General features: G+C 71.0%; 24 protein-coding genes and 1 pseudogene. 17 read left to right on the top strand and 8 right to left on the bottom strand.

Annotation, left to right across the window (positions count from 1 at the left end; all coding sequences use genetic code 11):
- Positions 1 to 13: 13 nt before the first annotated feature.
- Positions 14 to 895 carry an LLM class F420-dependent oxidoreductase gene (locus ACFY1L_RS30295; RefSeq protein ID WP_388831152.1) on the bottom strand — a complete coding sequence of 294 codons (882 nt, stop codon included), beginning with the start codon at positions 893 to 895 and terminating at the stop codon, positions 14 to 16.
- Between the two features lie 72 nt (positions 896 to 967).
- The gene (locus ACFY1L_RS30290) at positions 968 to 1,948 is read right to left on the bottom strand and encodes a metalloregulator ArsR/SmtB family transcription factor (protein ID WP_388831150.1); all 981 of its coding nucleotides are present in this window, start codon (positions 1,946 to 1,948) and stop codon (positions 968 to 970) included.
- Between the two features lie 56 nt (positions 1,949 to 2,004).
- Between ACFY1L_RS30290 and ACFY1L_RS30285 the strand changes: the two genes are divergently transcribed.
- Complete coding sequence (locus ACFY1L_RS30285; RefSeq protein WP_388831149.1) at positions 2,005 to 3,291, top strand: MFS transporter; 1,287 nt, start codon at positions 2,005 to 2,007, stop codon at positions 3,289 to 3,291.
- Positions 3,258 to 4,247, top strand: coding sequence for an FkbM family methyltransferase (locus tag ACFY1L_RS30280; protein WP_388831147.1), 990 nt, complete (start codon positions 3,258 to 3,260; stop codon positions 4,245 to 4,247). Before ACFY1L_RS30285 ends, ACFY1L_RS30280 begins: the two co-directional genes overlap by 34 nt.
- Before the next feature lie 7 nt (positions 4,248 to 4,254).
- On the opposite strand, the gene ACFY1L_RS30275 is transcribed toward ACFY1L_RS30280, so the two are convergent.
- Positions 4,255 to 5,241, bottom strand: a complete 987-nt coding sequence (locus tag ACFY1L_RS30275) for a TerC family protein (RefSeq protein ID WP_388831146.1) — start codon at positions 5,239 to 5,241, stop codon at positions 4,255 to 4,257.
- 212 nt (positions 5,242 to 5,453) lie between these two features.
- On the opposite strand from ACFY1L_RS30275, the gene ACFY1L_RS30270 reads away from it, so the two are divergent.
- Both ACFY1L_RS30270 and ACFY1L_RS30265 read left to right on the top strand, forming a co-directional pair.
- Positions 5,454 to 6,428: an alpha/beta hydrolase gene (locus tag ACFY1L_RS30270; RefSeq protein ID WP_388831144.1), complete on the top strand. Its 975-nt coding sequence runs from the start codon at positions 5,454 to 5,456 to the stop codon at positions 6,426 to 6,428.
- 275 nt (positions 6,429 to 6,703) lie between these two features.
- Positions 6,704 to 7,714, top strand: a complete 1,011-nt coding sequence (locus ACFY1L_RS30265) for a helix-turn-helix domain-containing protein (protein WP_388831142.1) — start codon at positions 6,704 to 6,706, stop codon at positions 7,712 to 7,714.
- Positions 7,715 to 7,717: 3 nt separating this feature from the next.
- Here ACFY1L_RS30265 and ACFY1L_RS30260 read toward each other — a convergent pair whose 3' ends face one another.
- Together ACFY1L_RS30260 and ACFY1L_RS30255 are read right to left on the bottom strand one after the other, a co-directional pair.
- Positions 7,718 to 8,071 carry a hypothetical protein gene (locus tag ACFY1L_RS30260; protein WP_388831140.1) on the bottom strand — a complete coding sequence of 118 codons (354 nt, stop codon included), beginning with the start codon at positions 8,069 to 8,071 and terminating at the stop codon, positions 7,718 to 7,720.
- Positions 8,072 to 8,188: 117 nt separating this feature from the next.
- Positions 8,189 to 8,722, bottom strand: coding sequence for a 2'-5' RNA ligase family protein (locus ACFY1L_RS30255; protein WP_388831138.1), 534 nt, complete (start codon positions 8,720 to 8,722; stop codon positions 8,189 to 8,191).
- A gap of 135 nt (positions 8,723 to 8,857) precedes the next feature.
- On the opposite strand from ACFY1L_RS30255, the gene ACFY1L_RS30250 reads away from it, so the two are divergent.
- From ACFY1L_RS30250 to ACFY1L_RS30240, 3 genes are all read left to right on the top strand, one after another.
- On the top strand, positions 8,858 to 9,316 hold the full coding sequence (locus ACFY1L_RS30250) for a MarR family winged helix-turn-helix transcriptional regulator (RefSeq protein ID WP_388831136.1): 459 nt from the start codon (positions 8,858 to 8,860) through the stop codon (positions 9,314 to 9,316).
- 167 nt (positions 9,317 to 9,483) lie between these two features.
- A complete protein-coding gene (locus ACFY1L_RS30245) occupies positions 9,484 to 10,698 on the top strand; it encodes an MFS transporter (protein WP_388831134.1) in 1,215 nt (404 codons plus the stop codon).
- Positions 10,699 to 10,732: 34 nt separating this feature from the next.
- Positions 10,733 to 11,560, top strand: a complete 828-nt coding sequence (locus ACFY1L_RS30240) for an aldo/keto reductase (RefSeq protein WP_388831132.1) — start codon at positions 10,733 to 10,735, stop codon at positions 11,558 to 11,560.
- Here the strand turns inward: ACFY1L_RS30240 and ACFY1L_RS30235 are convergent.
- Positions 11,553 to 12,041 (bottom strand): NAD(P)-binding domain-containing protein, encoded by a 489-nt coding sequence (locus ACFY1L_RS30235; RefSeq protein ID WP_388831874.1) that lies wholly within the window; start codon positions 12,039 to 12,041, stop codon positions 11,553 to 11,555. The two genes, ACFY1L_RS30240 and ACFY1L_RS30235, sit on opposite strands and share 8 nt — an antisense overlap.
- Between ACFY1L_RS30235 and ACFY1L_RS30230 the strand changes: the two are divergent.
- Together ACFY1L_RS30230 and ACFY1L_RS30225 are read left to right on the top strand one after the other, a co-directional pair.
- A pseudogene (locus ACFY1L_RS30230) lies at positions 11,996 to 12,223 on the top strand (CoA transferase); the annotation flags it as partial. The gene ACFY1L_RS30235 and the pseudogene ACFY1L_RS30230 overlap by 46 nt on opposite strands.
- Positions 12,224 to 12,326: 103 nt before the next feature.
- A complete protein-coding gene (locus ACFY1L_RS30225) occupies positions 12,327 to 12,461 on the top strand; it encodes a hypothetical protein (protein ID WP_388831130.1) in 135 nt (44 codons plus the stop codon).
- A gap of 45 nt (positions 12,462 to 12,506) precedes the next feature.
- Here ACFY1L_RS30225 and ACFY1L_RS30220 read toward each other — a convergent pair whose 3' ends face one another.
- Positions 12,507 to 13,430 (bottom strand): LysR family transcriptional regulator, encoded by a 924-nt coding sequence (locus ACFY1L_RS30220; protein ID WP_388831128.1) that lies wholly within the window; start codon positions 13,428 to 13,430, stop codon positions 12,507 to 12,509.
- A 142-nt stretch (positions 13,431 to 13,572) separates the two neighbouring features.
- On the opposite strand from ACFY1L_RS30220, the gene ACFY1L_RS30215 reads away from it, so the two are divergent.
- From ACFY1L_RS30215 to ACFY1L_RS30205, 3 genes are all read left to right on the top strand, one after another.
- Positions 13,573 to 14,814, top strand: coding sequence for an MFS transporter (locus tag ACFY1L_RS30215; protein ID WP_388831126.1), 1,242 nt, complete (start codon positions 13,573 to 13,575; stop codon positions 14,812 to 14,814).
- Positions 14,815 to 14,996: 182 nt separating this feature from the next.
- Entirely contained in the window at positions 14,997 to 15,239 is a 243-nt protein-coding gene (locus ACFY1L_RS30210; RefSeq protein ID WP_388831124.1) for a hypothetical protein, read from the top strand.
- A gap of 50 nt (positions 15,240 to 15,289) precedes the next feature.
- The gene (locus tag ACFY1L_RS30205; protein ID WP_388831122.1) at positions 15,290 to 15,556 is read left to right on the top strand and encodes a hypothetical protein; all 267 of its coding nucleotides are present in this window, start codon (positions 15,290 to 15,292) and stop codon (positions 15,554 to 15,556) included.
- Positions 15,557 to 15,612: 56 nt separating this feature from the next.
- Here the strand turns inward: ACFY1L_RS30205 and ACFY1L_RS30200 are convergent, their stop codons facing one another.
- A complete protein-coding gene (locus ACFY1L_RS30200) occupies positions 15,613 to 16,527 on the bottom strand; it encodes a hypothetical protein (RefSeq protein ID WP_388831120.1) in 915 nt (304 codons plus the stop codon).
- 275 nt (positions 16,528 to 16,802) lie between these two features.
- On the opposite strand from ACFY1L_RS30200, the gene ACFY1L_RS30195 reads away from it, so the two are divergent.
- The 5 genes from ACFY1L_RS30195 to ACFY1L_RS30175 form a co-directional block, all read left to right on the top strand.
- Positions 16,803 to 18,053 (top strand): MmgE/PrpD family protein, encoded by a 1,251-nt coding sequence (locus ACFY1L_RS30195; RefSeq protein WP_388831118.1) that lies wholly within the window; start codon positions 16,803 to 16,805, stop codon positions 18,051 to 18,053.
- Positions 18,050 to 19,240, top strand: coding sequence for a CaiB/BaiF CoA transferase family protein (locus tag ACFY1L_RS30190; RefSeq protein ID WP_388831116.1), 1,191 nt, complete (start codon positions 18,050 to 18,052; stop codon positions 19,238 to 19,240). Before ACFY1L_RS30195 ends, ACFY1L_RS30190 begins: the two co-directional genes overlap by 4 nt.
- Positions 19,241 to 19,278: 38 nt before the next feature.
- Positions 19,279 to 20,445, top strand: a complete 1,167-nt coding sequence (locus tag ACFY1L_RS30185) for an acyl-CoA dehydrogenase family protein (RefSeq protein WP_388831114.1) — start codon at positions 19,279 to 19,281, stop codon at positions 20,443 to 20,445.
- Positions 20,438 to 21,223, top strand: coding sequence for a GntR family transcriptional regulator (locus ACFY1L_RS30180; RefSeq protein WP_388831112.1), 786 nt, complete (start codon positions 20,438 to 20,440; stop codon positions 21,221 to 21,223). Before ACFY1L_RS30185 ends, ACFY1L_RS30180 begins: the two co-directional genes overlap by 8 nt.
- A 30-nt stretch (positions 21,224 to 21,253) precedes the next feature.
- A partial coding sequence (locus ACFY1L_RS30175; RefSeq protein ID WP_388831110.1) for an electron transfer flavoprotein subunit beta/FixA family protein occupies positions 21,254 to 21,535 on the top strand: 282 nt, incomplete at its 3' end.

The raw sequence follows: 21,535 nt of genomic DNA, 5'->3' as shown, positions 1-21,535 counted from the left end.
ACTCGCCCCGGAATCAGTCCAGTTCGGCCAGCCGCTCGACAGCCGGGGCGACGAAGCGCTCCATCCACGCGGACGTCTCGCCGAGCCGCGGCGACAGGATCACGGTGTCGATGCCGAGCTTCGTGTAGCCGCCGATGTCGCGAGTGAAGGCGCCGAGGTCGCCCTCGGTGGCCGGGTCGCCGGAGTAGGCGACGGTCTTGCGGATCGCGTCGTAGTCGCGCCCCTCGGTGTCGCAGTGCCCGCGCAACACGCCGAGCTTGTGGCGGACCTCCTCCGGCGAGGTCGCGAACAGGTTGCACGCGTCCCCGTACCTGGCGACCAGGCGGAGGGTCTTCTTCTCGCCGCTGCCGCCGATCATGATCTCGGGGTGCGGGCTGCTGACCGGCGCCGGTACGCACAGCGTCTCGGCCAGCCGGTAGTGCTTGCCCTCGAAGGGGCCGTTCGCCTCCGGGTCCCACATCTGCAGACAGATCCGCAGCGCTTCCTCCAGTCGCTCGAAGCGCTCCGCGAGCGGCGGGAAGGCAACGCCGAGCCCTTCGTGCTCCCGGTCGTACCAGGCGGCCCCGATGCCGAGGGTGGCGCGGCCGCCGGACAGCACGTCCAGCGTGGTGGCGATCTTGGCGAGCAGGCCGGGGTGGCGGTAGGTCACGCCGGTCACCAGCGCGCCCAGCCGGATCGTGGAGGTGTGTGCGGCGAGGTAGCCGAGGGTTGTGTAGGCCTCCAGCATGGGGTCCTCGGCGCCGCCGTTGAACTCCATCTGGAAGTAGTGGTCCATGACGGACAGCCAGCTGACCCCGGCCGCCTCGGCGGCGGCGCCCGCGGCGGCGAGTTCGGCGCCGAGTGCGGGCGCTCCGCCGCTGTTGTCGAACCGGTTGATGTGTACGCCCACTCGCATGCCCGTCTCCGTCCGCGCGGCCCATCACTGTCACCGTCTCCGGTGACGCTAAATCTTCGAGCGCTCTCGAAGTCAAGCGCCGGCGGCCAGTTGGTCGCCGAGCGTGCTGCGCCGATAGAGCACGCGGCGCCCATCCCGGGCCCGGGTGACGAGCCCCGTCGCATGCAGCACCTTCAGATGCTGGGACACGGCGCTGGGTGTCACCCCGAGCAGACGGGCGATCTCGACGGTGGGCAGGGGTTCGGCGAGCAGCCGCAAAACCGTGGTCCGCGGCGCGCCGAGCAACGCGGAGAGCGCCGAGGACTCGGGGTCGGGGGCCGCCTCCCACAAGGTGGCGGCGCCGCGGCTCGGGTAGGCCAGCATGGGAGGTTCTTCGGCGCCGAGCGGGGGCGCGGGCTTGTGCGCGAACAGGGACGGCACCAGGCGCAGCCCGCGCCCGGCCGCATCCACCCGGTGCCGGCCGATCATCCGGTCGATGCGCAGCACCCCGTCCTGCCAGCGCACGTTGCGGTGCAGGTCGGAGAAGAGGAACTGGGCGCCGCCCGTGGCCAGTTGCCGGGCCCGGTGGGTGATGTCGGCCTCCAGCACGAGCCGCATCCGCGGCCAGTCCGGCAGCAGCGCCAACTCCCAGTAACGGAACAGGAGTTCGCACACCTCCTCCAGCAACTCGGCAACGGGTGCATCGCCGGGTGCGACGATCTGTCGCAGCGCCTGCGGCAGAGGGTGCGGTGCGTGTGCCGCATACAGGTCGCGTCGTACGACTTCTTCGGGCGTGGTGCGTACGACGGCCAACTGGTCCTCGATCGTGGGCGCGAAGGTCGTCGGGCGGGGCGTGAGGAAGTCGGGCAGGGCCAGGGTCTCGCCGACCAGGGCCGTCAGCAGTCGGGCGTCGGCCGGGTCGAGCCGGGCGAGGACGGAGCGGCGCCAGGGGACGTGCAGCGGGAAGAGGGCCGGGGCGCGGAGGGCTCGCAGGCTGCCCATGACCTCGCGCAACGGGGAGATCGCGAACCGGGTGTCCGCGAGGTCCTCTACCTCGAGCAGGAAGCTGATCATTAAGCCTCCGGCTACATCCTTTGGCAACTACCGGTCGGTGCCGTGGACTTCGGCACATGACGGATCACAACTCCCGGCAGCCTACCGCCGGGCATCGGCTGATTCTGCTGCTGTCGCTGACCTGCGGGGTCGCCGTGGGCAACGTCTACTTCCCGCAGGCGATCAGCCCGTTGGTGGCCACCGGTCTCGGCGTCTCCCCCGGTGCGGCCGCCTCGGTGGTGACGGCGACGCAGTTCGGGTACGCGGCGGGGATCTTCCTGCTCGTCCCGCTCGGCGACCGGCTGGCCCCGCGCCGGCTGATCGTCACCCTGCTCACGCTGACCGGCTTCGGCCTGCTCGCCGCAGGCGCGGCGCGGGCCCTGCTGCCGCTCGCCGCCGCAAGTGTCCTGGTCGGTGTGACGACGGTGGTCGCCCCGCTCGCCGGCCCGCTTGCCGCCGGTCTGGTGCCCGCCGAGCGCCGCGGAGTGGTCGGCGGCACCCTGCTGAGCGGCTCCATCGCCGGCATGCTGCTCTCGCGCACCTTCGGCGCCGCCCTCGGCGACTGGCTGGGCTGGCGGGCCCCGTACGCCCTGTCCGCGGCGCTCTCCCTGACGGTCGCCGCCCTGCTGTCCCGCACGCTGCCCGCCACTCCCCCGCCCGCCAGGCACCGCTACCCGGCCCTGCTCGCCGAGCCGCTGCGCCTGCTGCGCACCGAACCCGAGCTGCGCCGCTCCAGCCTCTACCAGGCCGCGGTGTTCGCCGGCTTCTCCGCCGTGTGGACCGGCGTGGCCCTGCTGCTGACGGGTCCGGTGTACGGCCTGAGTGCGCGGTCGGCCGGGCTGCTCGCGCTGGTCAATGCGGCGACCATGCTGTGCACGCCGGTCGCCGGGCGGATCGTGGACCGGCGGGGACCGGATGCGGTGAACCTCGTCTGCTTCGCGGTGGTGGGCGTCTCGGCGCCGGTCCTGGCGTTTGGCGGGCTCGGCGGGGTGAGCGGCATGGCCGCGCTGGTGGCCGGCACCCTGCTGCTCGACGTCGGGATGCAGTCCGGGATGGTCGCCAACCAGGTGCGGATCTACGGCCTCGGCGCGGACGTCCGCAGCCGGCTCACCACGGCGTACATGACCTGCGCCTACCTCGGCGGCACGGCGGGCTCCTGGCTCGGCGCCCGCGCCTACGCGCGTTTCGGCTGGTCCGGGGTGTGCGGGGTGGTCGCCGCGCTGACCGCGGTGGCGCTCGCCCGGCACCTGGCGGCAACGCGAGTTCACAGGCAAGACCAAGTTCGTTCAAAGCGAGGACCACTTCCGGTCACGTCTGGAAGGGTGACCGGATGCAGACCCTCTACCGACGACTGCTCAAGCTGATGCCCCGACTGGGCATGCAGGTGACCGACCTCGGACCGGGTGCCGCGGTGGTCTCACGGCGCGGCGGACGGACCCGGACCCCGCTCGGGCCGGGCGCCGACCTGCTCACGAGAGACGACGGCAGGTATGCGGTGACGGGCGCCGGCAAGGACACCTGGGTGGTGGCGCGGACCAAGGCCCCGGGCCGGTGGCAGAGCGTCCCGCTCGGCGACAGCGGCGCACGGCTGCTGCTCGACGAGCAGGCCGGAGGGGACGAGCGCCAGCTGCAGCTGGCGGCCGCCGAGTACCTGTGCACCCAGCACGTCGCCGCGATGCTCGGCTTCTACGGTGTGAACTGTGTCTTCGACGTCGGGGCGAACGCCGGGCAGTACGCCAGGAGGCTGCGCCGGTTCGGCTACACCGGCCGGATCGTCTCCTTCGAGCCCACCGCGGACGCCTTCGAGCGGCTGTCCAAGGCCGCCGCCGACGACCCCGAGTGGCGGGTGCACCACCTCGGCCTGGGCCGCGAGGACACGGTCAGCTCCATCCACACGGGTTGGAACACCATGAACTCCCTGCTGCCGCCCAGCGATTACGGCCGCGGCCGCTACCAGCGGTTCACCAAGACCCGCACCGAGGAGATCCGCATCCGTCGTCTGGACGACGTGATGGATGAGGCGCTCGACGGCATCGACGAGCCGCGCCCGTTCCTGAAGATGGACACCCAGGGCTACGACCTCGAGGTCTTCGCCGGTGCCGGGGACCGCGTCGGGGACTTCGTGGGCCTGCAGTCCGAGGTCGCCGTGCTGCGGCTGTACGAGGGCAGCCCGAAGATGAGCGAGGCCGTGGCGACGTACGAGGACAGCGGTTTCGAGATCACCGGCATGTACCCGGTGACACGCGAGGCGGCCACCGGACGGGTGGTCGAGTTCGACTGCGTGATGATGCGCGCGAAGGCCGCCCCCGAGACGGACTGAGCCCGCGCTACGCGGCCTCGGCCGCCTCCTGCTTCGCCTGCCCCTCCTGCGTCTCCTGCTTCTTCGAGGCCCGCAGGCTGGTGATCGTCGTGATCGTCAGGACGAGCACGATGAAGCCGAGGGAGACCGGGATGGAGATCTCCGGGACGTGGACCCCGGACTCGTGCAGTGCGTGCAGCACGAGCTTGACGCCGATGAAGCCCAGGATGATCGACAGGCCGTAGCTGAGGTGGACCAGCTTCTTGAGCAGTCCACCGATGAGGAAGTACAGCTGGCGAAGACCCATCAGGGCGAAGGCGTTCGCGGTGAACACGATGTACGGGTCCTGGGTCAGCCCGTAGATGGCCGGGATCGAGTCTAGCGCGAACAGCACGTCGGTGGAGCCGATCGCGAGCATCACGACCAGCATCGGCGTCATCACGCGCTTGCCGTTCTGCTTGATCCACAGCTTGGTGCCGTGGTAGCGGTCGGCCACGCCGAACCGCTTCTCCACCGCCTTCAGCAGCTTGTTCTCCTGGTACTCCTCCTCGTGCTCCTCCTTGCGGGCGTCCTGGATCAGCTTCCACGCGGTCCAGATCAGGAAGGCGCCGAAGAGGTAGAACACCCAGGAGAAGGCGGAGATGATCGCGGCACCCGCGGCGATGAACACGGCCCGCAGCACCAAGGCCACCAGGACGCCGACCATCAGCACCCGCTGCTGGTACTGCGTCGGCACCGCGAACTTCCCCATGATCAGGACGAAGACGAAGAGGTTGTCGACGCTCAGCGACTTCTCCGTGATGTACCCGGCGAAGAACTCACCGGTGGGCCCGGCACCGCCGAAGGCGAGCAGTCCGACACCGAAGAGGCAGGCCAGAACGACCCACACGATCGTCCAGATGCCGGCTTCCTTGACCGACACGTCGTGCGGCTTGCGGCCGATGAAGAAGTCGACGGCGACGAGCGCGCACAGGGCGGCGACTGTCAGCAGCCAGACGGTGAGGGATACGTTCACGGGTGGTGCTCCTGGTGCGAGTGGGGGTTTCGAAAGCGTTGTCGTGGAAAGCGATCTCTGCCACCCCGCACAGGTGAACAAAAGGTCATGAGCTGGTATTGAGCGGCTACCCGCCGTTCGGCGGGCAGGTTCCGCCGGACGGCGGCGGTCCCGGCGGCGGCAGATGCAGCGACCATGGCGGACAAGAGCCGCCGCGCCCCGCAGGAGAGACCATGACCCACGTTCCGCCGCCGTTCGACCCCGAGCTCGCCGCCGCCCTGGAGCTGATCAAGGAGGTGGTACGCCCCGGCCTCACCCTCGACGAGATCGACCTGGTGCGTCAGGGGCCCGGCATCGAGCTGCTGGCCCAGCTCGACCTGACTGTGGGCGGCTTCTTCGAGGTCGAGGACCGTACGGTGCCCGGGCCCGAGGGCGCGCCCGACATCTCGCTGCTGATCTGCCGCCCCGCCGCCCGGTCCGACTCCGGTCCGCGGCCCGTCGTCTACCACGTGCACGGCGGCGGCATGATCATCGGGAACAACCGGGTCGGCGTGGACGTGCCGCTGGCGTGGGCGAAGGAGCTGGACGCGGTCGTCGTGTCGGTGGAGTACCGGCTGGCACCGGAGGCTCCGTATCCGGCGCAGATCGAGGACGTGTACGCCGGTCTGGTGTGGACGGCGGAGCACGCGGGGGAGCTCGGCGCGGACCCGGAGCGGATCGTCGTCGCGGGCGCCAGCGCCGGCGGCGGGCTGAGCGCGGCGCTGGCCCTGCTCACCCGGGACCGCAAGGGCCCGCAGCTCGTCGGCCAGGTGCTGATGTGCCCGATGCTGGACGACCGCAACGACACCCCGTCCTCCCACCAGATGGCGGGCCTGGGCGTCTGGGACCGTACGGCCAACGAGACCGGCTGGACGGCGCTGCTCGGCGCCTCGCGCGGCGGCCCGGACGTCTCTCCCTACGCCGCACCCGCCCGCGCCGAGGACCTGACCGGCCTGCCCCCGGCCTTCCTCGACGTCGGCTCCGCGGAGACCTTCCGCGACGAGGTCGTCGCCTACGCCTCCCGGATCTGGCAGGCCGGCGGGGTGGCCGAACTGCACGTCTGGCCGGGCGGCTTCCACGGCTTCGACGGTTTCGCCCCGCAGGCGGCCCTGTCGCAGGCGGCCCGGACGGCACATCTGGCGTGGTTGCGCAGGCTTATCGGCGGGTGAGGTACGCGGTTCACGAGCCGGGCCCGGATCCTCGTCCGGGACCGGGATAGCCGTCGTCCGTCGTTTCGCGGGCGACGGCTTGGCAGATGCGGAGGACACCCGGCGCGTGGCGGCGGTGTCAGCGCTGCTGGAGACGTGGCCGAGTGGCTGCACTGCCTGACGCGTGCCACGCGTCACGTCCTCACCATCCACGACGGCCGCCACCCGGTGTGATCCGGAACGAAGGGGTCCGGCGGGGGCTCCCCATCCCGGGACCCGTACCGCACCATGTGCGTATGAAAGAGCTGGCGGGACGACTGACCGCGCTGGATCCGGATGCCGGGGCCGCGGTGCAGGTCATCTCCTACTTCGATCGGCTGGCCGAGAGCAGGGCCGGTCTGGAGGCCCTGGTGCGCGGGGCGGCCGTGCTGGCCGGGTGTCCGGCGCGGCTGGTCGATGCCGGCCGGCGTGTGCGGGTGCGGGTCGAGCCCGACGGTGCGCGCAAGGACACCGACACCGCGCCGGACCCGGACTGGCCGTGTGCCGCGCTGGAGCCCGGCGGCCTCCCGGCGCTGTGGCTGGAGCGTGCCGCGTCCGAGCCGAGCGTGGTCGACGCGGTGATCCTGGAGCGGGCGGCAGGTGCCATCCGGCTGGTCCTGGACCGCACCCGGGGCCGCGCCCCGGCCTCCCCCGCCGACGACCCGGCGCTGGTGGAGACGCTGTTGGACGCCACGGTGCCCGAACCGGCCCGGCTGCACGCGGCCCGCCGCCTCGGCGTCGACCCCGCCGACTCTGCCGTACGGATGCGGGCCCTGGCACCGAGCGACGGCCGGCCCCGGATCATGGTGGCGCCTGCCGCGGCGGCCGAACTGCCCGCCGGGCGCCTGGGGGTGGGCCCCGCCGTGCCGGTGCTCGGCCTGCCCCGCTCCTGGGCCGAGGCCCGCACCGCCCTGCGGTTCACGGCTGAGGGCACTGCGCAGGATCCCGGCTCGCGGGTGGTGTACGCCGACGAGCTCGGCGGCATCGCGTTCCTCGCCGATCTCGTCGCACCCGGCGCCGAGCCGCCGCCCGACGTCCGCGCCCTCGAAGCGGCTGCCGCTGCGGTGCCCGGGCTGCTGGCCACACTGCACGCCGTGGCGCACACGGCGAGTCAGCGGGCGGCGGCCGGCGAGATCAACGTGCACCACTCCACACTCCAGGACCGGCTGACCCAGGCCGAGCACCTGCTCGGCTGGCCGCTGCGCACTCCGCAGGGCCGGCTGCGGCTCCAACTGGCGCTGACCATGCGGCACTTGGCGCGGGCCTAGCGGTCACCGGAACTCGTGCACGACCTGGATCTCGCCGACGATGTGGGCGTTGAACTCGTCGAGGTCCTCGGCCGGGACCCACAGCTCGAGGATCGTCTCCCCGCCCGCCTGCTGTACGGGGTAGCGGCTCAGGAACTCGGTGTCGACCTCGAAGCGGGTGACGTAGCCTGCGCCGTCGTGCTTGACGTTCCAGTCCCGCGCGATCTTGACGGCGTAGTCCTCGTTGAGGACCGGGTAGAAGATCGGCTGCTCGGGCAGCCGGGGCGGCCAGGCGCGCCACTCCAACTCGCGGACCAGGTCCAGCTCCATGGGTCCGGTGGGGCGCCAGAGTGTCGTGGTCGGTCGCGGGCTGGTCATGGGATCGCTCTCTCGCGCGAGTCGGCCGCCGGTGCGGTCGATCGGGGGTCCGGACCATACCGGCCCAACAGGCGTGGCGGCCAAGGGGTTTCGAGGGCGCGGGCGGCTCCGAACCCGCTACCGGAGGGCGAAGGACGCCCGGTGTTGCCAGTCGATTCCGTTGTGGACGACGAGGTCGATCGTCGGCACGCGTGCCGCGAAGGGGAGGCTGGGGCGGAGGTCGGCCTCGAGTTCGTCCAGCACGGACTCGTCCTGCCCCTGGGCGACGGTCAGATGCGGGTGGGGTTCGTACTTGCCGCCGTACGGCGGGGCTTCGGGCCAGCGGTCGACGACCGCCTCGGTGAGCCGGCGGAACGGCGCGTCCGGGACGGGCGCGAGGTAGAGGACGCCGGGAAACCGTCCGCACTCCTCGAACCGCACGTCGAAGGACTCATGACGTCCGAAGATCTCGTCCAGGACGGCGCAGGTCCCGGCGTCGACCAGGGACGCGTGCAGGAAGGGGAAGAGCACGGTGACGTGGGCCGGGACACCGGCGCGGGCCGCGGGGTCGAAGCGGTCCCGCCAGATGCGCACCGCGGGCTCCGCCTCCGGCACGGGCACCACGAGCGCCGTCTGCCCTGCCACAAAACCATCGGATTCACCGTCTGCCATGCCTCGGGTGTACCAGCCGCAGCCCGGTGTCCGCGACAGGACACCACTTGTATACGCGGAATACCTGCAGCCGCCGACAATTTCACAGATGCCATATCCTGGATCCCAGCCACTGCCGGACGGAGGACCCAGCCCATGACCGCGACGGACCCGGCGCTCACCGCGCTCGCCTCGGGCTGGTCCGCCCTCTCGCTGCTGCACGGCCGGATCGAGGCGCACATCGAGCGCGCCCTGCAGGCCAGGCACGACCTGAGCGTGCGCGAGTACTCCCTGCTGGACGTGCTGAGCCGGCAGCACGACGGGGACGGCGGCCATCTGCAGATGAAGCAGGTCGCCGACGCGGTCGTCCTCAGCCAGAGCGCCACGACCCGGTTGGTCACGCGCCTCGAGGACCGCGGGCTGCTGACCCGGTACCTGTGCCCCACGGACCGGCGCGGCATCTACACCAACGTGACCGAGGCCGGCCTGAAGCTCCTGGAGGAGGCCCGCCCGACCAACGAGGCTGCCCTGCGCGAGGCCCTCGACGAGGCCGCCCGGAACCCCGAGCTCGCACCGCTGGTCAAGGCGGTCGAGACGCTGAGCGTGCCCGTCTGACACCGAGCCCCCGCGAGCACGATCGTCGCGGGGGCTGCCGTATGCCCAAATGCTTGCGCACGACGCCTACCCGCTTCAGACACTCACTCCGCTTGCATTTATCCCGCGTCTGCAACTATTGTCGACGCTCGTAAGCGTCACACGCAATCTGCTGGAAGGTACTTCCCATGCCTCTCGCCCTCCTGGCCCTGGCCATCGGGGCCTTCGGGATCGGCACCACCGAGTTCGTGATCATGGGCGTGCTGCCCGAGGTCGCGGGAGACTTCGGCGTCTCCATCCCCACCGCCGGCTGGCTGGTCTCCGGCTATGCCCTGGGCGTCGTCGTCGGCGCACCGCTGCTGACGGTCCTGGGAACCAGGTTCTCCCGCAAGAAGATGCTCATGTTCCTGATGGGCCTGTTCGTCGTGGGCAACACGCTGTCCGCGCTCGCCCCCGCGTTCGGCGTCATGCTCATCGGCCGGGTGATCTCCTCGCTCGCGCACGGTGCGTTCTTCGGGATCGGGTCCGTGGTCGCGGCGGGCCTGGTCGCTCCGGAGAAGAAGGCCTCCGCGATCTCCCTGATGTTCACGGGGCTGACCGTCGCCAACATCGTCGGCGTCCCGCTGGGTACGTACATCGGCCAGGCCGCCGGCTGGCGGGTCACGTTCGCGGCCGTCGCCGCGCTCGGCATCGTCGGCCTCCTGGGGGTGGCCAAGCTGGTGCCCGAGACGGGCCGGCCCGAGAGCAATGACATCCGCAGCGAGTTCGCCGCCTTCCGCAACGTCCAGGTGTGGATCGCGATGGCGATGACGATCCTCGGCTTCGGCGGTGTCTTCGCCGCGATCACCTACATCACGCCGATGATGACCGAGGTCGCCGGTTACTCGGCCGGAGCGGTCACCTGGCTGCTGGTCCTGTTCGGGGTCGGGATGTTCCTGGGCAACCTGGTCGGCGGCCGGTTCGCCGACCGGGCCCTGATGCCCATGCTGTTCACGGCCCTCGGCGCGCTGTCCCTGGCACTGCTGCTGTTCACGGCAACCGCCCACAACAAGGTCCTCGCCGCGATCACGCTGACGCTGATCGGTGCGCTGGGCTTCGCCACCGTGCCGCCGCTGCAGAAGTGGGTGCTCGACCAGGCCTCGGCCGCGCCGACGCTGGCGTCCGCGGCCAACATCGGCGCCTTCAACCTCGGCAACGCGCTGGCCGCGTGGCTGGGCGGCGTCGTCATCTCGGCCGGGCTCGGCTACACCTCGCCCAACTGGATCGGCGCCCTCCTCGCCGGAGCCGCACTGCTGCTGTCCTTCCTGGCCGCCTTCCTCGACCGCCGCAGCCGGTCCGCTGCCGGCCGCGTCGTTGCCACGTCCGCTCCGGCCGACAGCTCGCCGGTCACCGCACGGCACTGACCCAACCTCCCTCCCCCGCAAGGAACTTCCGCACATGACCCCCACCGTCCCCACCCTCACGCTCAACAACGGCGTCCGCATCCCGCAGCTCGGCTTCGGCGTCTTCCAGGTCCCCGACACCGAGACCGGCGCCGCGGTCACCGCCGCCCTGGAGGCCGGCTACCGCAGCATCGACACCGCCGCGATCTACGGCAACGAAGCCGGCGTCGGCGCCGCCCTCACCGCCTCGGGCATCGACCGCGACGAACTGTTCGTCACCACCAAGTTGTGGAACGCCGACCAGGGTTACGACTCCACGCTGCGGGCCTTCGAAGCGAGCCTCGCCAAGCTGGGCCTGGAGTACGTCGACCTGTATCTCGTCCACTGGCCCACTCCGGCCCGCGATCTGTACCGCGAGTCGTGGCAGGCCATCGAGAAGCTGGTGGCCGAGGGGCTGATCCGTGCCGCCGGTGTCTCCAACTTCCAGCCCGCTCATCTACGTCGGCTGCTGGACGGCAGTTCGCTCGTACCGGCCGTCAACCAGATCGAGCTCCATCCCGGCCTGCAGCAGGGCGAGTTGCGTGCACTGCACGCGGAGCTCGGCATCGTCACCGAGGCCTGGAGCCCGCTCGCCCAGGGCGCGGTGCTCACCGACCCCGCGATCACCGAAATCGCCGAACACTACGGCAAGTCGCCCGCCCAGGTCGTGCTGCGCTGGCACCTTCAGCTCGGCAACGTGGTGATCCCGAAGTCCGTGACGCCCGCCCGTATCCGCGCGAACATCGACGTCTTCGACTTCGGCCTCGGCGACGAGGAGATGGCGGCGATCGCGGGCCTGGATCGCGGCCTGCGCACCGGACCGGACCCCGACACCCTCAACTGACGGCAGAGCGTTGGTGGTTCATGAGGGCGAGCGCGGCGCCGGCGGCCGACGGGACGATGTCCGGCTCGGCACCGGCGGCCGCCGCGACATCGGTGACCAGCCGGACGTCCTTGCGGAGCAGGGGCTCGGCGTGGGCGGCGAGGCGTTCCAGGGTGCCGCCCGCGGAGACGACCCGGTTCAGCGCGAAGCTCCCGGCGCTTCCCTTCGCGAGGTCCCGGCCGAGGGCGAGAGTGTCCGTGGCGGTCGCCAAGTTGGCGGTGAAGAGCACATTGTTGAGGAGCTTGGCCGGTTGTCCGGTGCCGAGCGGGCCCATGTGGACGACCGGGTCGGCGTACGTCGCGTGGACCGGCCGGCAGTAGGCGACCGTGCCGGGCTCTCCCCCGGCCATCACCACCAGCCGCCCCTCGGCCGCCGCCGAACCGCCTCCGCTGACCGGTGCGTCGATCAGCTTCACCCCGTGGGTACGGGCGCGGTCGGCCAGGCGCCGGCACCATCTCCGGCGCGAACCCAGCCGGAGGCATCGCGGCGGCTCTGCTGCAGCGGGAGCGGACCGGCGAGGCGTCGGTGGTGGACGTCTCCCTGCTCGGCAGCGGCGTGTGGGCCCTGGGGCACGGGATCGCCCTCTCCGTGCACCTGGACAGGCCGATGGTGACGCCGCCGCTCGGCGCCCACGGCTCCCCCACCAACCCGCTGTCCGGGCTGTACCGCACGGCCGACGAGCTCGCCGCGGGTCCGGTGCAGTTCGACGTCGCCGCACGCGAGTCCGGTGCAGTTCGATGTCGCCGCACCGGAGTTGGGGGCGGCTCCGGAGTTCGCGGCGCCGATCGAGGAGATCCTGCTGGAGCTGGGACTGGACTGGGAGCGGATTCTGGCGCTGAAGGCGGCCGGGGCGGTGACGTAACTCCGGTTGGGGAATGGCCCTCTTACGGCTGGACCCGCTTCAGGCTTACGGCTGGGCCCACTTCGGGGTCCAGGTGTCGCGCTCGGGCCGGATCGTGCCGAGGTGGGTGCGCAGTGCGGTAAGGGCCGGGTGCGGGTTGTCGGCGCGCCAGATCAGCGAGTGGGGGTAGACCGGCGTCGGATCGTGCAGGGGGATGCGGCGCAGGTCGTGGTCGGCGGGCCAGACCACGCGGGTCTGTTCGCCGACGAAGGTCCCGAGCAGCGGGGAGTCGGCGATGGTGTCGAGAAGCGGCTCGGTGCCGAAGTCGGGGCCGGTGACCTCGATGGTGAACCCGAAGGCCGCGGCCAGGTCGTCGTAGAAGGCGGCCCACTCGGTGCCGGCGACGTTGCCCGGCATCCAGATGCGGTGTCCGGCCAGCTGGGCCGGGGTGAGTGTGCGGGCGGCGGCGAGCGGGTGGGCGGGGCCGGTGAGCAGCTCGACGGGTTCGTCGTGGACGCGGGCCGCCTCGATGCCGTCGGGGAGTTGGCGTGCGGGCCGGGTGAGGGCGCGGAAGGACGCGTCGATGGTGCCGGTGCGTACGGCGGCGAGGGCCGCGTCGGCGTCGAAGAGGGTTACGACGTCGAGGGCGACCTCGGGGTGGGCGCGGTGGAAGTCGCGGACCAGGTCGGCGGGCGCGAGCCGACGGCCGATGACGTCGACGCGCAGGGCCCGGCGGCCGGGGCGCACGGAGGCGGCCGCCCGCTCCTCGGCGCGCAGGAGTTCGCGGGCGTGCGGCAGGAAGACCTGCCCGTCGACGGTGAGCCGGGCTCCGCGTGCCGTGCGGGTGAACAGCCGTACCTCGAGCTCCCGCTCCAGCGCGGCGACGCGCTTGGAGACGGCCTGCTGCGTGACCGCCAGGGCGAGGGCGGCCTCCCGGAACTGTCCGGCGTCCGCGACGGCCACGAAGGTGCGTACTGCGTCGAGATCCACGGGCCCTTTCTACAACCTCCGGCACCGGCCTCTCTCACAACTTCTGGTTGTGGGGTGCCGCGCGCGTCGGTTGTTTGATCCGTTGCCTCGTGACCGGCTTTGATGTCGCCGGTCGGTATTCGGGCGGTGCGGGGAGGCAGGCATGGGGGCCGGGCGATCACTGGGGCGGCGGTTCGGGTGGCTGTGGGCGGCGTACACCGTGAGCACGCTCGGTACTCAGCTCGCCTTCGACGCGTTCTCGCTGATCGCGGTGATCGTTCTGCACGCCGGCGCGACCGAGGTGGCGCTGCTGAAGGCCGCGGGGCTAGCGGTGGGGGCCGCGGTGGCGGTGCCGCTCGGGCCGTGGGTGGAGTTCCGCCACAAACGGCCCGTGATGATCGGGATGGACCTGATCCGGTTCGCGGCGCTGCTGACCATTCCGGCCGCCTTCGCACTGGGCGGACTCAGCTTCGTACAACTGCTGGTTGTGTCAGTGGTCGTCGCCGCAGCCGACATCGGCTTCATGGCGGCCAGCGGGGCCTTCCTGAAGTCGCTCCTCCCGTCGCACGACCTGCTCACCGCGAACGCGCGCTTCGAGGCGACTCAATGGACCGCCACCGTGCTCGGACCGCCGCTCGGCGGGGCGGCGATCGGTGTCCTCGGGCCGGTGGCGACCGTACTGGCCGATGCGGTCAGTTACCTGCTGTCGGCCCTCGGGATCCGGCAGGTCGGCGGGACGGAGAAACCCCCGGCACGGACCGGCCCGGCATCGGCCGGTGGCCTGCTCGAAGGCTGGCGGTACATCCTGACCCACCCGGTGCTGCGCCCGCTGTTCTTCAACGTGCTTCTGGTCAACGGCCTGATCATGGTGGCGATGCCCCTGCTCGCCGTGCTGATGATCGGCGATCTCGGCTTCGCGCCCTGGCAGTACGGGCTCGCCTTCTCGGTGCCCTGTCTCGGCGGCCTGGCCGGCTCGCGGCTGGCCCGCCGGCTCGTGACGCGGTACGGGCAGCACCGGGTCCTGGTCACCTCCGGGGTGGTGCGCGCGTGCTGGCCGATCGGCCTCGCCTTCGTCCGGCCCGGCGTCCCGGGGCTGGTGCTCGTCATGGTCGTGGAGCTGGGGGTGATCACCTCCTGTGCCGTCTTCAACCCGGTGTACTCCACCTACCGGCTCCAGCAGACGGACACGGGCCGGGTGTCCCGTGTCCTCGCGGCCTGGTCGGTGACCGGCAAGGCGACGACCGCCGCCCTGACCGCGCTGTGGGGGCTGCTGGCCGGCCTCACCGGACCGCGTACGGCGCTCGCGATCGCCGGTGCCCTTCTCCTGGCCACGCCGCTTCTCCTCCTGCGCCGCATCACACCCGCCGCGGAGATGGCGCAGGTGCACGCCGACGGAGTAGCCTGACTTCGGAAACATCATTCTCATTCACAGAGAAGATGCTTGACGGAATCGAGAGAAGGGTCTCCCGCGAATGCCCGTCACCGTTGCCGAACTCACCCCCACCACCGGCGTCGAGATCACCGGCCTGTCCGGGAGCCGCCTGGTCGACGGGGCCTGATCGTGAACATCTCCTCGTCATCGGCGAGTTGGACGAGGACGGCTACCTGACCATCACCGACCGCAAGGCCGACGTCATCATCCGGGGTGGCGAGAACATCAGCGCGGTGGAGGTCGAGGAAGTGCTCCTCCCACTGTCCGGAGTCGCGGAGGCCGCGGTCGTGGCCGCCCCGACGCACGTGGCCGGGTTCAAAGTCCCGCGATCCGTGGAGTTCCGCGAGGAATTGCCGCTCAACGCCACGGGCAAAGTGATGAAGGACCAATTGCGATGAGGACGGACGGGAGCCGCGACGCCACTCCCGCAGGCGAACGGAGATCCACCGTGACGACGAACCACGCAGCCGGCCTGACGGCGGACCTGTCACTCGACCAGCTCGACCGCCTCGACGACGAGATCATCGCGCTGCTGGCACGCCGGCGCGCAATGACCCAGGACCTCCCGCACCCGGCGCACGCCCGCGCCGCCGATCCGGCCTTCGCGGAGACCGTACGAGGCATAACAGGCCGCTACCGCAAGGAACTCGGCGGCGCGGGCGAACTAGTCGCCCGCGCCGTGATGGTGCTGTGCGATCCCAGCCGGGAGTCCTGACGGGTCCTGAGGTGTCCTGATCCTGAGAGGTCCTGAGAGGTCCTGGAGGCCGTCCCTCAGGCGAAGCCCACATCCGCCCCGGCGTGGGCTTCCTCGCGGTGGCTCGCGATGTGCAGCCGTGCCGACGATCCGTCATCCTCCAGGCCGCCGCAGGCCAGGAGTTGCTCGCCGCAGAAGACGGGCTTGAGCAGCCGGTAGGAGAGGGTGCGGACCTCCCGATCCGGCTGCTGTCGGCGCACCAGCTCCAGCATGGCGAGCACCAGCAGTGGGCCGTGCACCACCAGGCCGGGATAGCCCTCGACGCCGGTCGTGTACGGGGCGTCGTAGTGGATGCGATGGGCGTTCGCGGTCAGGGCGCTGAAGCGGAACAGCAGGGTGGGGTCGGTGCGCCAGGTCTGCTGCCAGGGGGACGCGTCGGCGAGAGGCCCGTTCTCGGATTCCGGGAGGGGCACTGCGAGGGTGGGTGCCTGGCCGCCGCTGCGGTACACCAGGTCCTGTTCCTCGGTCAGGCACAGCCGCCCGTCCTGCCGGTAGTCGCTGCGTACGGTGACGAAGAGCAGGTTGCCGCTGCGGCCCCGTTTCGGCCGCACCTGGCTCACCCGGCTGTGCTGCTCCGCCGGGCGGCCGAGGGTCAGGGGCGCGGACACCTCCAGCCGCCCGCCGGCGAACATCCGCCGCCGCTGCGGGAGCGGCGGCAGGAAGCGGCTGTCCCGCGGGTGCCCGTCGGGGCCGAGTTCGGTGTGCCGCGGCCAGGACAGGAAGTGGAGCCAGTGCCAGAGCGGCGGCAGCGGCTCACCGTCGAGCGCCGCGGGGGCGGGCAGGTCCAGTACGGCGGAGAGGGCCGCTGTCGGGGCCGGGTCGAGGGGGTCGGTCGTACGGGCGTCGTCGGGCCGCCAGGTGTGAGCGATCTCTTCGAGGACGGCGAAGTCGGCGGGGGTAGAAGAGACAGGGGCGGAATCGGAGTGGGGCAACGGGACTCCCGAGGGCGTGCCTGACGAGGTGCCGCGTGGTGGCGTACGGATTGTTGCGTACAAAGCTGCGTACAAAGCATCGGCATTGTGTGGATGTCGTCTTCGCCACGTCGAGGCAGTGCGGTAAGACACAGGTCACCGTGGCGGGTTCGCCGTTGACAGGCTCGCGGATTTGGCCGTACAAATCTGGCGGAGAGGCGCTCTCGGTCGTACAAATCCGAGGAAGGGAACCTCTTGGCCGTACGAGGAGCAGGCATCGAACCCCTGGGGGACCGTTGACCGTCGCCCGGGCCCTCGCCCAGTGGGCCCATGACCACCGTCCGACGCCGGACGACCTGGCGCTCGCCGAGCGGGCGTTGGCCGACACCGTCGCCGTGGCGCTGGCCGCCCGCAGTCATCCCCTGCGCGCCGTCTCCGCTCCGCTGCCGGACGCGGCCCGGTGGGCGGCGATGGCGCACGTCCTGGACTTCGACGACCTGCACACCGACACCACCACCCATATCTCCGTGGTCACCGTGCCGGCCGTGCTGGCGGTGGGCGGCGACGCCCGCGCGTATCTGGCGGGCGCGGGGGTCATGGCGCGGCTGGGGGCGATGCTCGGCTGGGAGCACTACGCGGGCGGCTGGCACGCCACGTGCACGGCGGGCGCGCCTGCCGCCGCCGTCGCGGCGGGAGTCGCGCTCGGCCTGGACGCGGAGGGGCTCGCCACCGCGATGGCGCTCGCCGTGCCCGCGGCCGGGGGTGTCCAGGAGGCGTTCGGGACGCACGGCAAGTCGCTGCAGGTCGGGTTCGCGGCGGATGCGGGTGTACGGGCCGCGCGGCTGGCGCGGGCGGGTGCGACCGCGGATCCGCGGGCCCTGGACGCCTGGCTGCAGCGGGTCGGCGGCACACCCGCCGGCGACTTCCCGGCCTCCCCCGCCGTCCCGGGCGGACTGGCCGTCAAGCTCTTCCCCTGCTGCTACGCCATGCAGCGGCCCATCGCCGCCCTGCGCACGGTGCGTGACCAGATCCGCGGCGAGATCACGGCAGTCACTGTTACGACGCCTGCCGGAACCGTTCAGCCGCTCATCCACGACCGTCCGGGAACCGGTCTGGAAAGCAAGTTCTCACTGCCGTACGCGGTGGCCACGGCGCTGCTCGACGACTATCCCGGCTTCGACAGCTTCACGGACGCGGCAGTGCTGCGGCCCGAAGCACAGAAGCTCCTCGGTCTGGTCCGGGCCGACCTGCTGCCCGGCGAAACCGGCACTCTGCTGGACGGCCGGGTCGCGTTGCGCGTCGATCTCGCCGACGGCAGCGAGGTGTACACCGAACTGGAGTTGCCGCCGGGTGCGCCTCAACGCCCTTTGTCCGAGGCTGACTTGGGTGCCAAGGCCGCCTCCTGCGGTGCGGATGTGCCGGCGCTGCTGGAGGGGCTGACGTGGGCGGGCGCGGGCGAGGTGCTGCGCGAGCACTTCCCGCACGAGGACTACTCGCACGAAAACATCCCGCACGATGGCTTCCCGTACGAGGACCAGGAGGCATGACGGTGCAGCAGCTTCCCCTGTCGGGCATCACGGTGGTCAGCCTGGAGCAGGCCGTGGCCGCGCCGTATGCCACCCGGCAGCTCGCCGACCTCGGCGCCCGGGTGATCAAGGTGGAGCGGCCGGGCGAGGGCGACTTCGCGCGCCGCTACGACACGACGGTGCACGGCCTCTCCAGCTACTTCGTGTGGCTCAACCGCTCCAAGGAGTCCCTCACCCTGGACCTCAAGGACCCGCGCGGCCAGGAGATCCTGCACCAACTCCTCGACGGCGCCGACGTGTTCGTACAGAATCTCGCGCCGGGCGCCGCCGACCGCCTGGGCCTCGGCGTCGACGCACTCGCCGACCGCTACCCGCGGCTGATCCCGTGCACGATCTCCGGCTACGGCACGACCGGCCCATGGGCCGACCGCAAGTCGTACGACCTGCTGGTGCAGTGTCAGACCGGCCTGGTCTCGCTGACCGGAACGGCCGACGAGACCGCCCGGGTCGGGATCTCCGTCGCCGACATCGCCGCCGGGATGTACGCCTACACCGGTGTCCTGACCGCCCTGTACACGCGGGCCACCACCGGCCGGACGCATCCCGTGGAGGTGTCCCTGTTCGAGGCGCTGGCCGAGTGGATGGGCCAACCCGCCTACTACACGCGCTATGGCGGCACCCAGCCCGCCCGCCTCGGCACCCAGCACGCGACCATCGCACCGTACGGCGCCTTCCCGACCGCCGACGGGAAGCAGGTTCTCTTCTCCATCCAGAACGAACGCGAATGGGCCGCCCTGTGCGCTGAGTTCCTGGAGCGGCCGACGCTGACGGACGATCCGCGGTTCGCCACCGGCTCCGACCGCGCCGCCCACCGCGACGAACTCAACGCGATCGTCGCCGAACGCCTCGCCCACTCCGATGCCGAGGAGGCGCTGAAGGACCTGGAGGAGATCGGCATCGCCTGTGCCGGGGTCAACGACGTCGCCGCGTTCCTCGACCACCCGGTGCTGGCCGCGCGCGAACGCTGGACCGAGGTGGGCGTGCCTGGCGGCACGATGCAGGCGCTGCTCCCGCCCGCCGACCTCGCCGGACTGCCCGCCCGCATGGATCCCGTACCGGACGTGGGCGAGCACACCGACGCGATCCTCGCCGAACTCGGCCGTACCCGCGACGACATCGAGGCGCTGCGCGCCGACGCCGTCATCTGACCACGCCGATTGACCACGACGATGTGGAGCCCCTTCCGATGAGCGCCCTGGACCTCCTGCCCGATGACGAGCAACTCGTCGTCCGCACCGTGCGCGAGTTCGTCGACAAGGACGTCAAGCCCGTCGTCCAGGAACTGGAGCACTCCAACACCTATCCCGAGAACCTCATTGAGCGGATGAAGGAACTCGGCATCTACGGACTGGCAATCCCCGAGGAGTACGGCGGTAACCCCGTCTCCACGCCCTGCTTCGTTCTCGTCACCGAAGAACTCGCACGCGGCTGGATGAGCCTGGCCGGAGCGATGGGCGGACACACGGTCGTCTCCAAACTCCTTCTCCTGTACGGCACTCAGGACCAGAAGCAGCGTTATCTGCCCCGCCTGGCCACGGGAGAGGTCCGCGCGACGATGGCGCTGACCGAACCCGGCGGCGGCTCCGATCTGCAGGCGATGACGACGGTCGCGCGCCGCGAGGGCGGGGAGTACGTCGTCAACGGAGCCAAGACCTGGATCACCAACTCCCGCCGCTCCGGCCTGATCGCGCTGCTGTGCAAGACCGACCCGGCCGCCGAGCCCCGCCACCGGGGTATCTCGATTCTCCTGGCCGAGCACGGGCCGGGCCTGGTCGTCTCCCGTGACCTGCCCAAGCTCGGCTACAAGGGCGTGGAGAGCTGCGAGTTGTCCTTCGAGGACTACCGGGTGCCGGTCGAGGCGCTGCTGGGCGGTGCGGAGGGCCAGGGCTTCGGCCAGATGATGAAGGGGCTGGAGACCGGTCGGCTCCAGGTCGCGGCGCGGGCGCTCGGCGTGGGACGGGCGGCCCTGGAGGACTCGCTGCGTTACGCCCAGGAACGGGAGAGCTTCGGCAAGCCGATCTGGCGTCACCAGTCGATCGGCAACTACCTGGCCGACATGGCGACCAAGCTCACGGCCGCCCGTCAACTGGTGCTGTACGCCGCCCGGGAGGCCGACGCCGGACGCCGGGTCGACATGGAGGCGGGCATGGCCAAGCTGTTCGCGTCCGAGACGGCCATGGAGATCGCGCTCAACGCGGTGCGGATCCACGGCGGTTACGGCTACTCGACGGAGTTCGACGTGGAGCGGTACTTCCGCGACGCCCCGCTGATGATCGTCGGCGAGGGCACGAACGAGATCCAACGCAACGTCATCGCGGCGCAGTTGGTGGCGAGGGAAGGTCTCGATGGCTGAGCAGCCGCAGCAGGAGACACAGCAGCGGCAGTCGCAGCGGGAAGCCCCGCGGGAGAGCACCTATTTGCGGCTCGCGCGGGAGCTGCGGGCGGCGATCCTGCGACACGACTACCCCGACGGGGTCCGGCTGCCCACCGAGGCCGAGCTGGCCGAGACGTACGGGGTGAGCCGGCAGACCGTGCGGCGGGCGTTCCAGGATCTCGTCGCGGAGGGGCTGGTGTACCGGATTCCGGGGCGCGGCACGTTCGCGACGCCCCGGGAGGAGCAGTACCTGCGGCAGTTCGGTTCGGTGGACGACCTGATGGGGCTGTCCATCGACACCCGCATGGACGTCGTCACGCCCCTGCACCGCCGGGTCGACGTCGATGCGGCCGGACGGCTCGGCCTGCACACCGATCGAGTGCACAAGCTGGCCTTCCTACGACTGCACGAGGACATGGCGTTCTGCCACACGTCGGTGTGGCTGCCGCCCGCCGTCGGTCAACTGCTGGAGTCGGTCGAGGAGTTGATGCTGCCCGGTACGCCCAATGCCTTCACCGTGATCGGGCTGCTCGACCAGCGGCTGCCCGAACCGATCGCCGAGGCCGAGCAGAGCATCACCGTCGCCGAGGCCACCCCGGAGATCGCCAAGCACCTGGGCTGTGAACCGGGCCGCGCGCTGCTGCGCATCGACCGTGTCTACCAGACGGTCGCCGGTCAGCTCGTGGAGCTGGCCATCAGTCACTTCCTGCCCGAGCACTACTCGTACCGCGTGCGGCTGCGGCGCAGCGGTCAGTGATCATCATTGATTGATGAAGGAGAAAGAGTCTTGAGCTTGAGGATCGTTGTCACTGTGAAGTACGTGCCCGACGCCACTGGCGACCGGCACTTCGCCGATGACCTGACCGTCGACCGGGACGACGTGGACGGTCTGCTCTCCGAGCTGGACGAGTACGCGGTCGAGCAGGCGCTGCAGATCTCCGAGAACTCCGACGACGACGTGGAGATCACCGTGTTGACGGTGGGTCCGGAGGACGCCAAGGACGCGCTGCGCAAGGCGCTGTCGATGGGCGCGGACAAGGCCATCCACGTCGAGGACGACGACCTGCAC

The organism is Streptomyces sp. NPDC001663, from assembly GCF_042893105.1.
Lineage (GTDB): Bacteria > Actinomycetota > Actinomycetes > Streptomycetales > Streptomycetaceae > Streptomyces.
The sequence above is the reverse complement of the archived record's forward strand: the minus strand, read 5'-3'. Positions and strand labels throughout refer to the sequence as shown.

Excerpts from the sequence above, each read along its gene's own strand:
- ACFY1L_RS30295 (WP_388831152.1), bottom strand. The coding sequence starts at position 895 with ATGCGAGTGGGCGTACACATCAACCGGTTCGACAACAGCGGCGGAGCG.
- ACFY1L_RS30290 (WP_388831150.1), bottom strand. The coding sequence starts at position 1,948 with ATGATCAGCTTCCTGCTCGAGGTAGAGGACCTCGCGGACACCCGGTTC.
- ACFY1L_RS30285 (WP_388831149.1), top strand. The coding sequence starts at position 2,005 with ATGACGGATCACAACTCCCGGCAGCCTACCGCCGGGCATCGGCTGATT.
- ACFY1L_RS30280 (WP_388831147.1), top strand. The coding sequence starts at position 3,258 with ATGCAGACCCTCTACCGACGACTGCTCAAGCTGATGCCCCGACTGGGC.
- ACFY1L_RS30270 (WP_388831144.1), top strand. The coding sequence starts at position 5,454 with ATGACCCACGTTCCGCCGCCGTTCGACCCCGAGCTCGCCGCCGCCCTG.
- ACFY1L_RS30265 (WP_388831142.1), top strand. The coding sequence starts at position 6,704 with ATGAAAGAGCTGGCGGGACGACTGACCGCGCTGGATCCGGATGCCGGG.
- ACFY1L_RS30260 (WP_388831140.1), bottom strand. The coding sequence starts at position 8,071 with ATGACCAGCCCGCGACCGACCACGACACTCTGGCGCCCCACCGGACCC.
- ACFY1L_RS30255 (WP_388831138.1), bottom strand. The coding sequence starts at position 8,722 with ATGGCAGACGGTGAATCCGATGGTTTTGTGGCAGGGCAGACGGCGCTC.
- ACFY1L_RS30250 (WP_388831136.1), top strand. The coding sequence starts at position 8,858 with ATGACCGCGACGGACCCGGCGCTCACCGCGCTCGCCTCGGGCTGGTCC.
- ACFY1L_RS30245 (WP_388831134.1), top strand. The coding sequence starts at position 9,484 with ATGCCTCTCGCCCTCCTGGCCCTGGCCATCGGGGCCTTCGGGATCGGC.
- ACFY1L_RS30240 (WP_388831132.1), top strand. The coding sequence starts at position 10,733 with ATGACCCCCACCGTCCCCACCCTCACGCTCAACAACGGCGTCCGCATC.
- ACFY1L_RS30215 (WP_388831126.1), top strand. The coding sequence starts at position 13,573 with ATGGGGGCCGGGCGATCACTGGGGCGGCGGTTCGGGTGGCTGTGGGCG.
- ACFY1L_RS30190 (WP_388831116.1), top strand. The coding sequence starts at position 18,050 with ATGACGGTGCAGCAGCTTCCCCTGTCGGGCATCACGGTGGTCAGCCTG.
- ACFY1L_RS30185 (WP_388831114.1), top strand. The coding sequence starts at position 19,279 with ATGAGCGCCCTGGACCTCCTGCCCGATGACGAGCAACTCGTCGTCCGC.
- ACFY1L_RS30180 (WP_388831112.1), top strand. The coding sequence starts at position 20,438 with ATGGCTGAGCAGCCGCAGCAGGAGACACAGCAGCGGCAGTCGCAGCGG.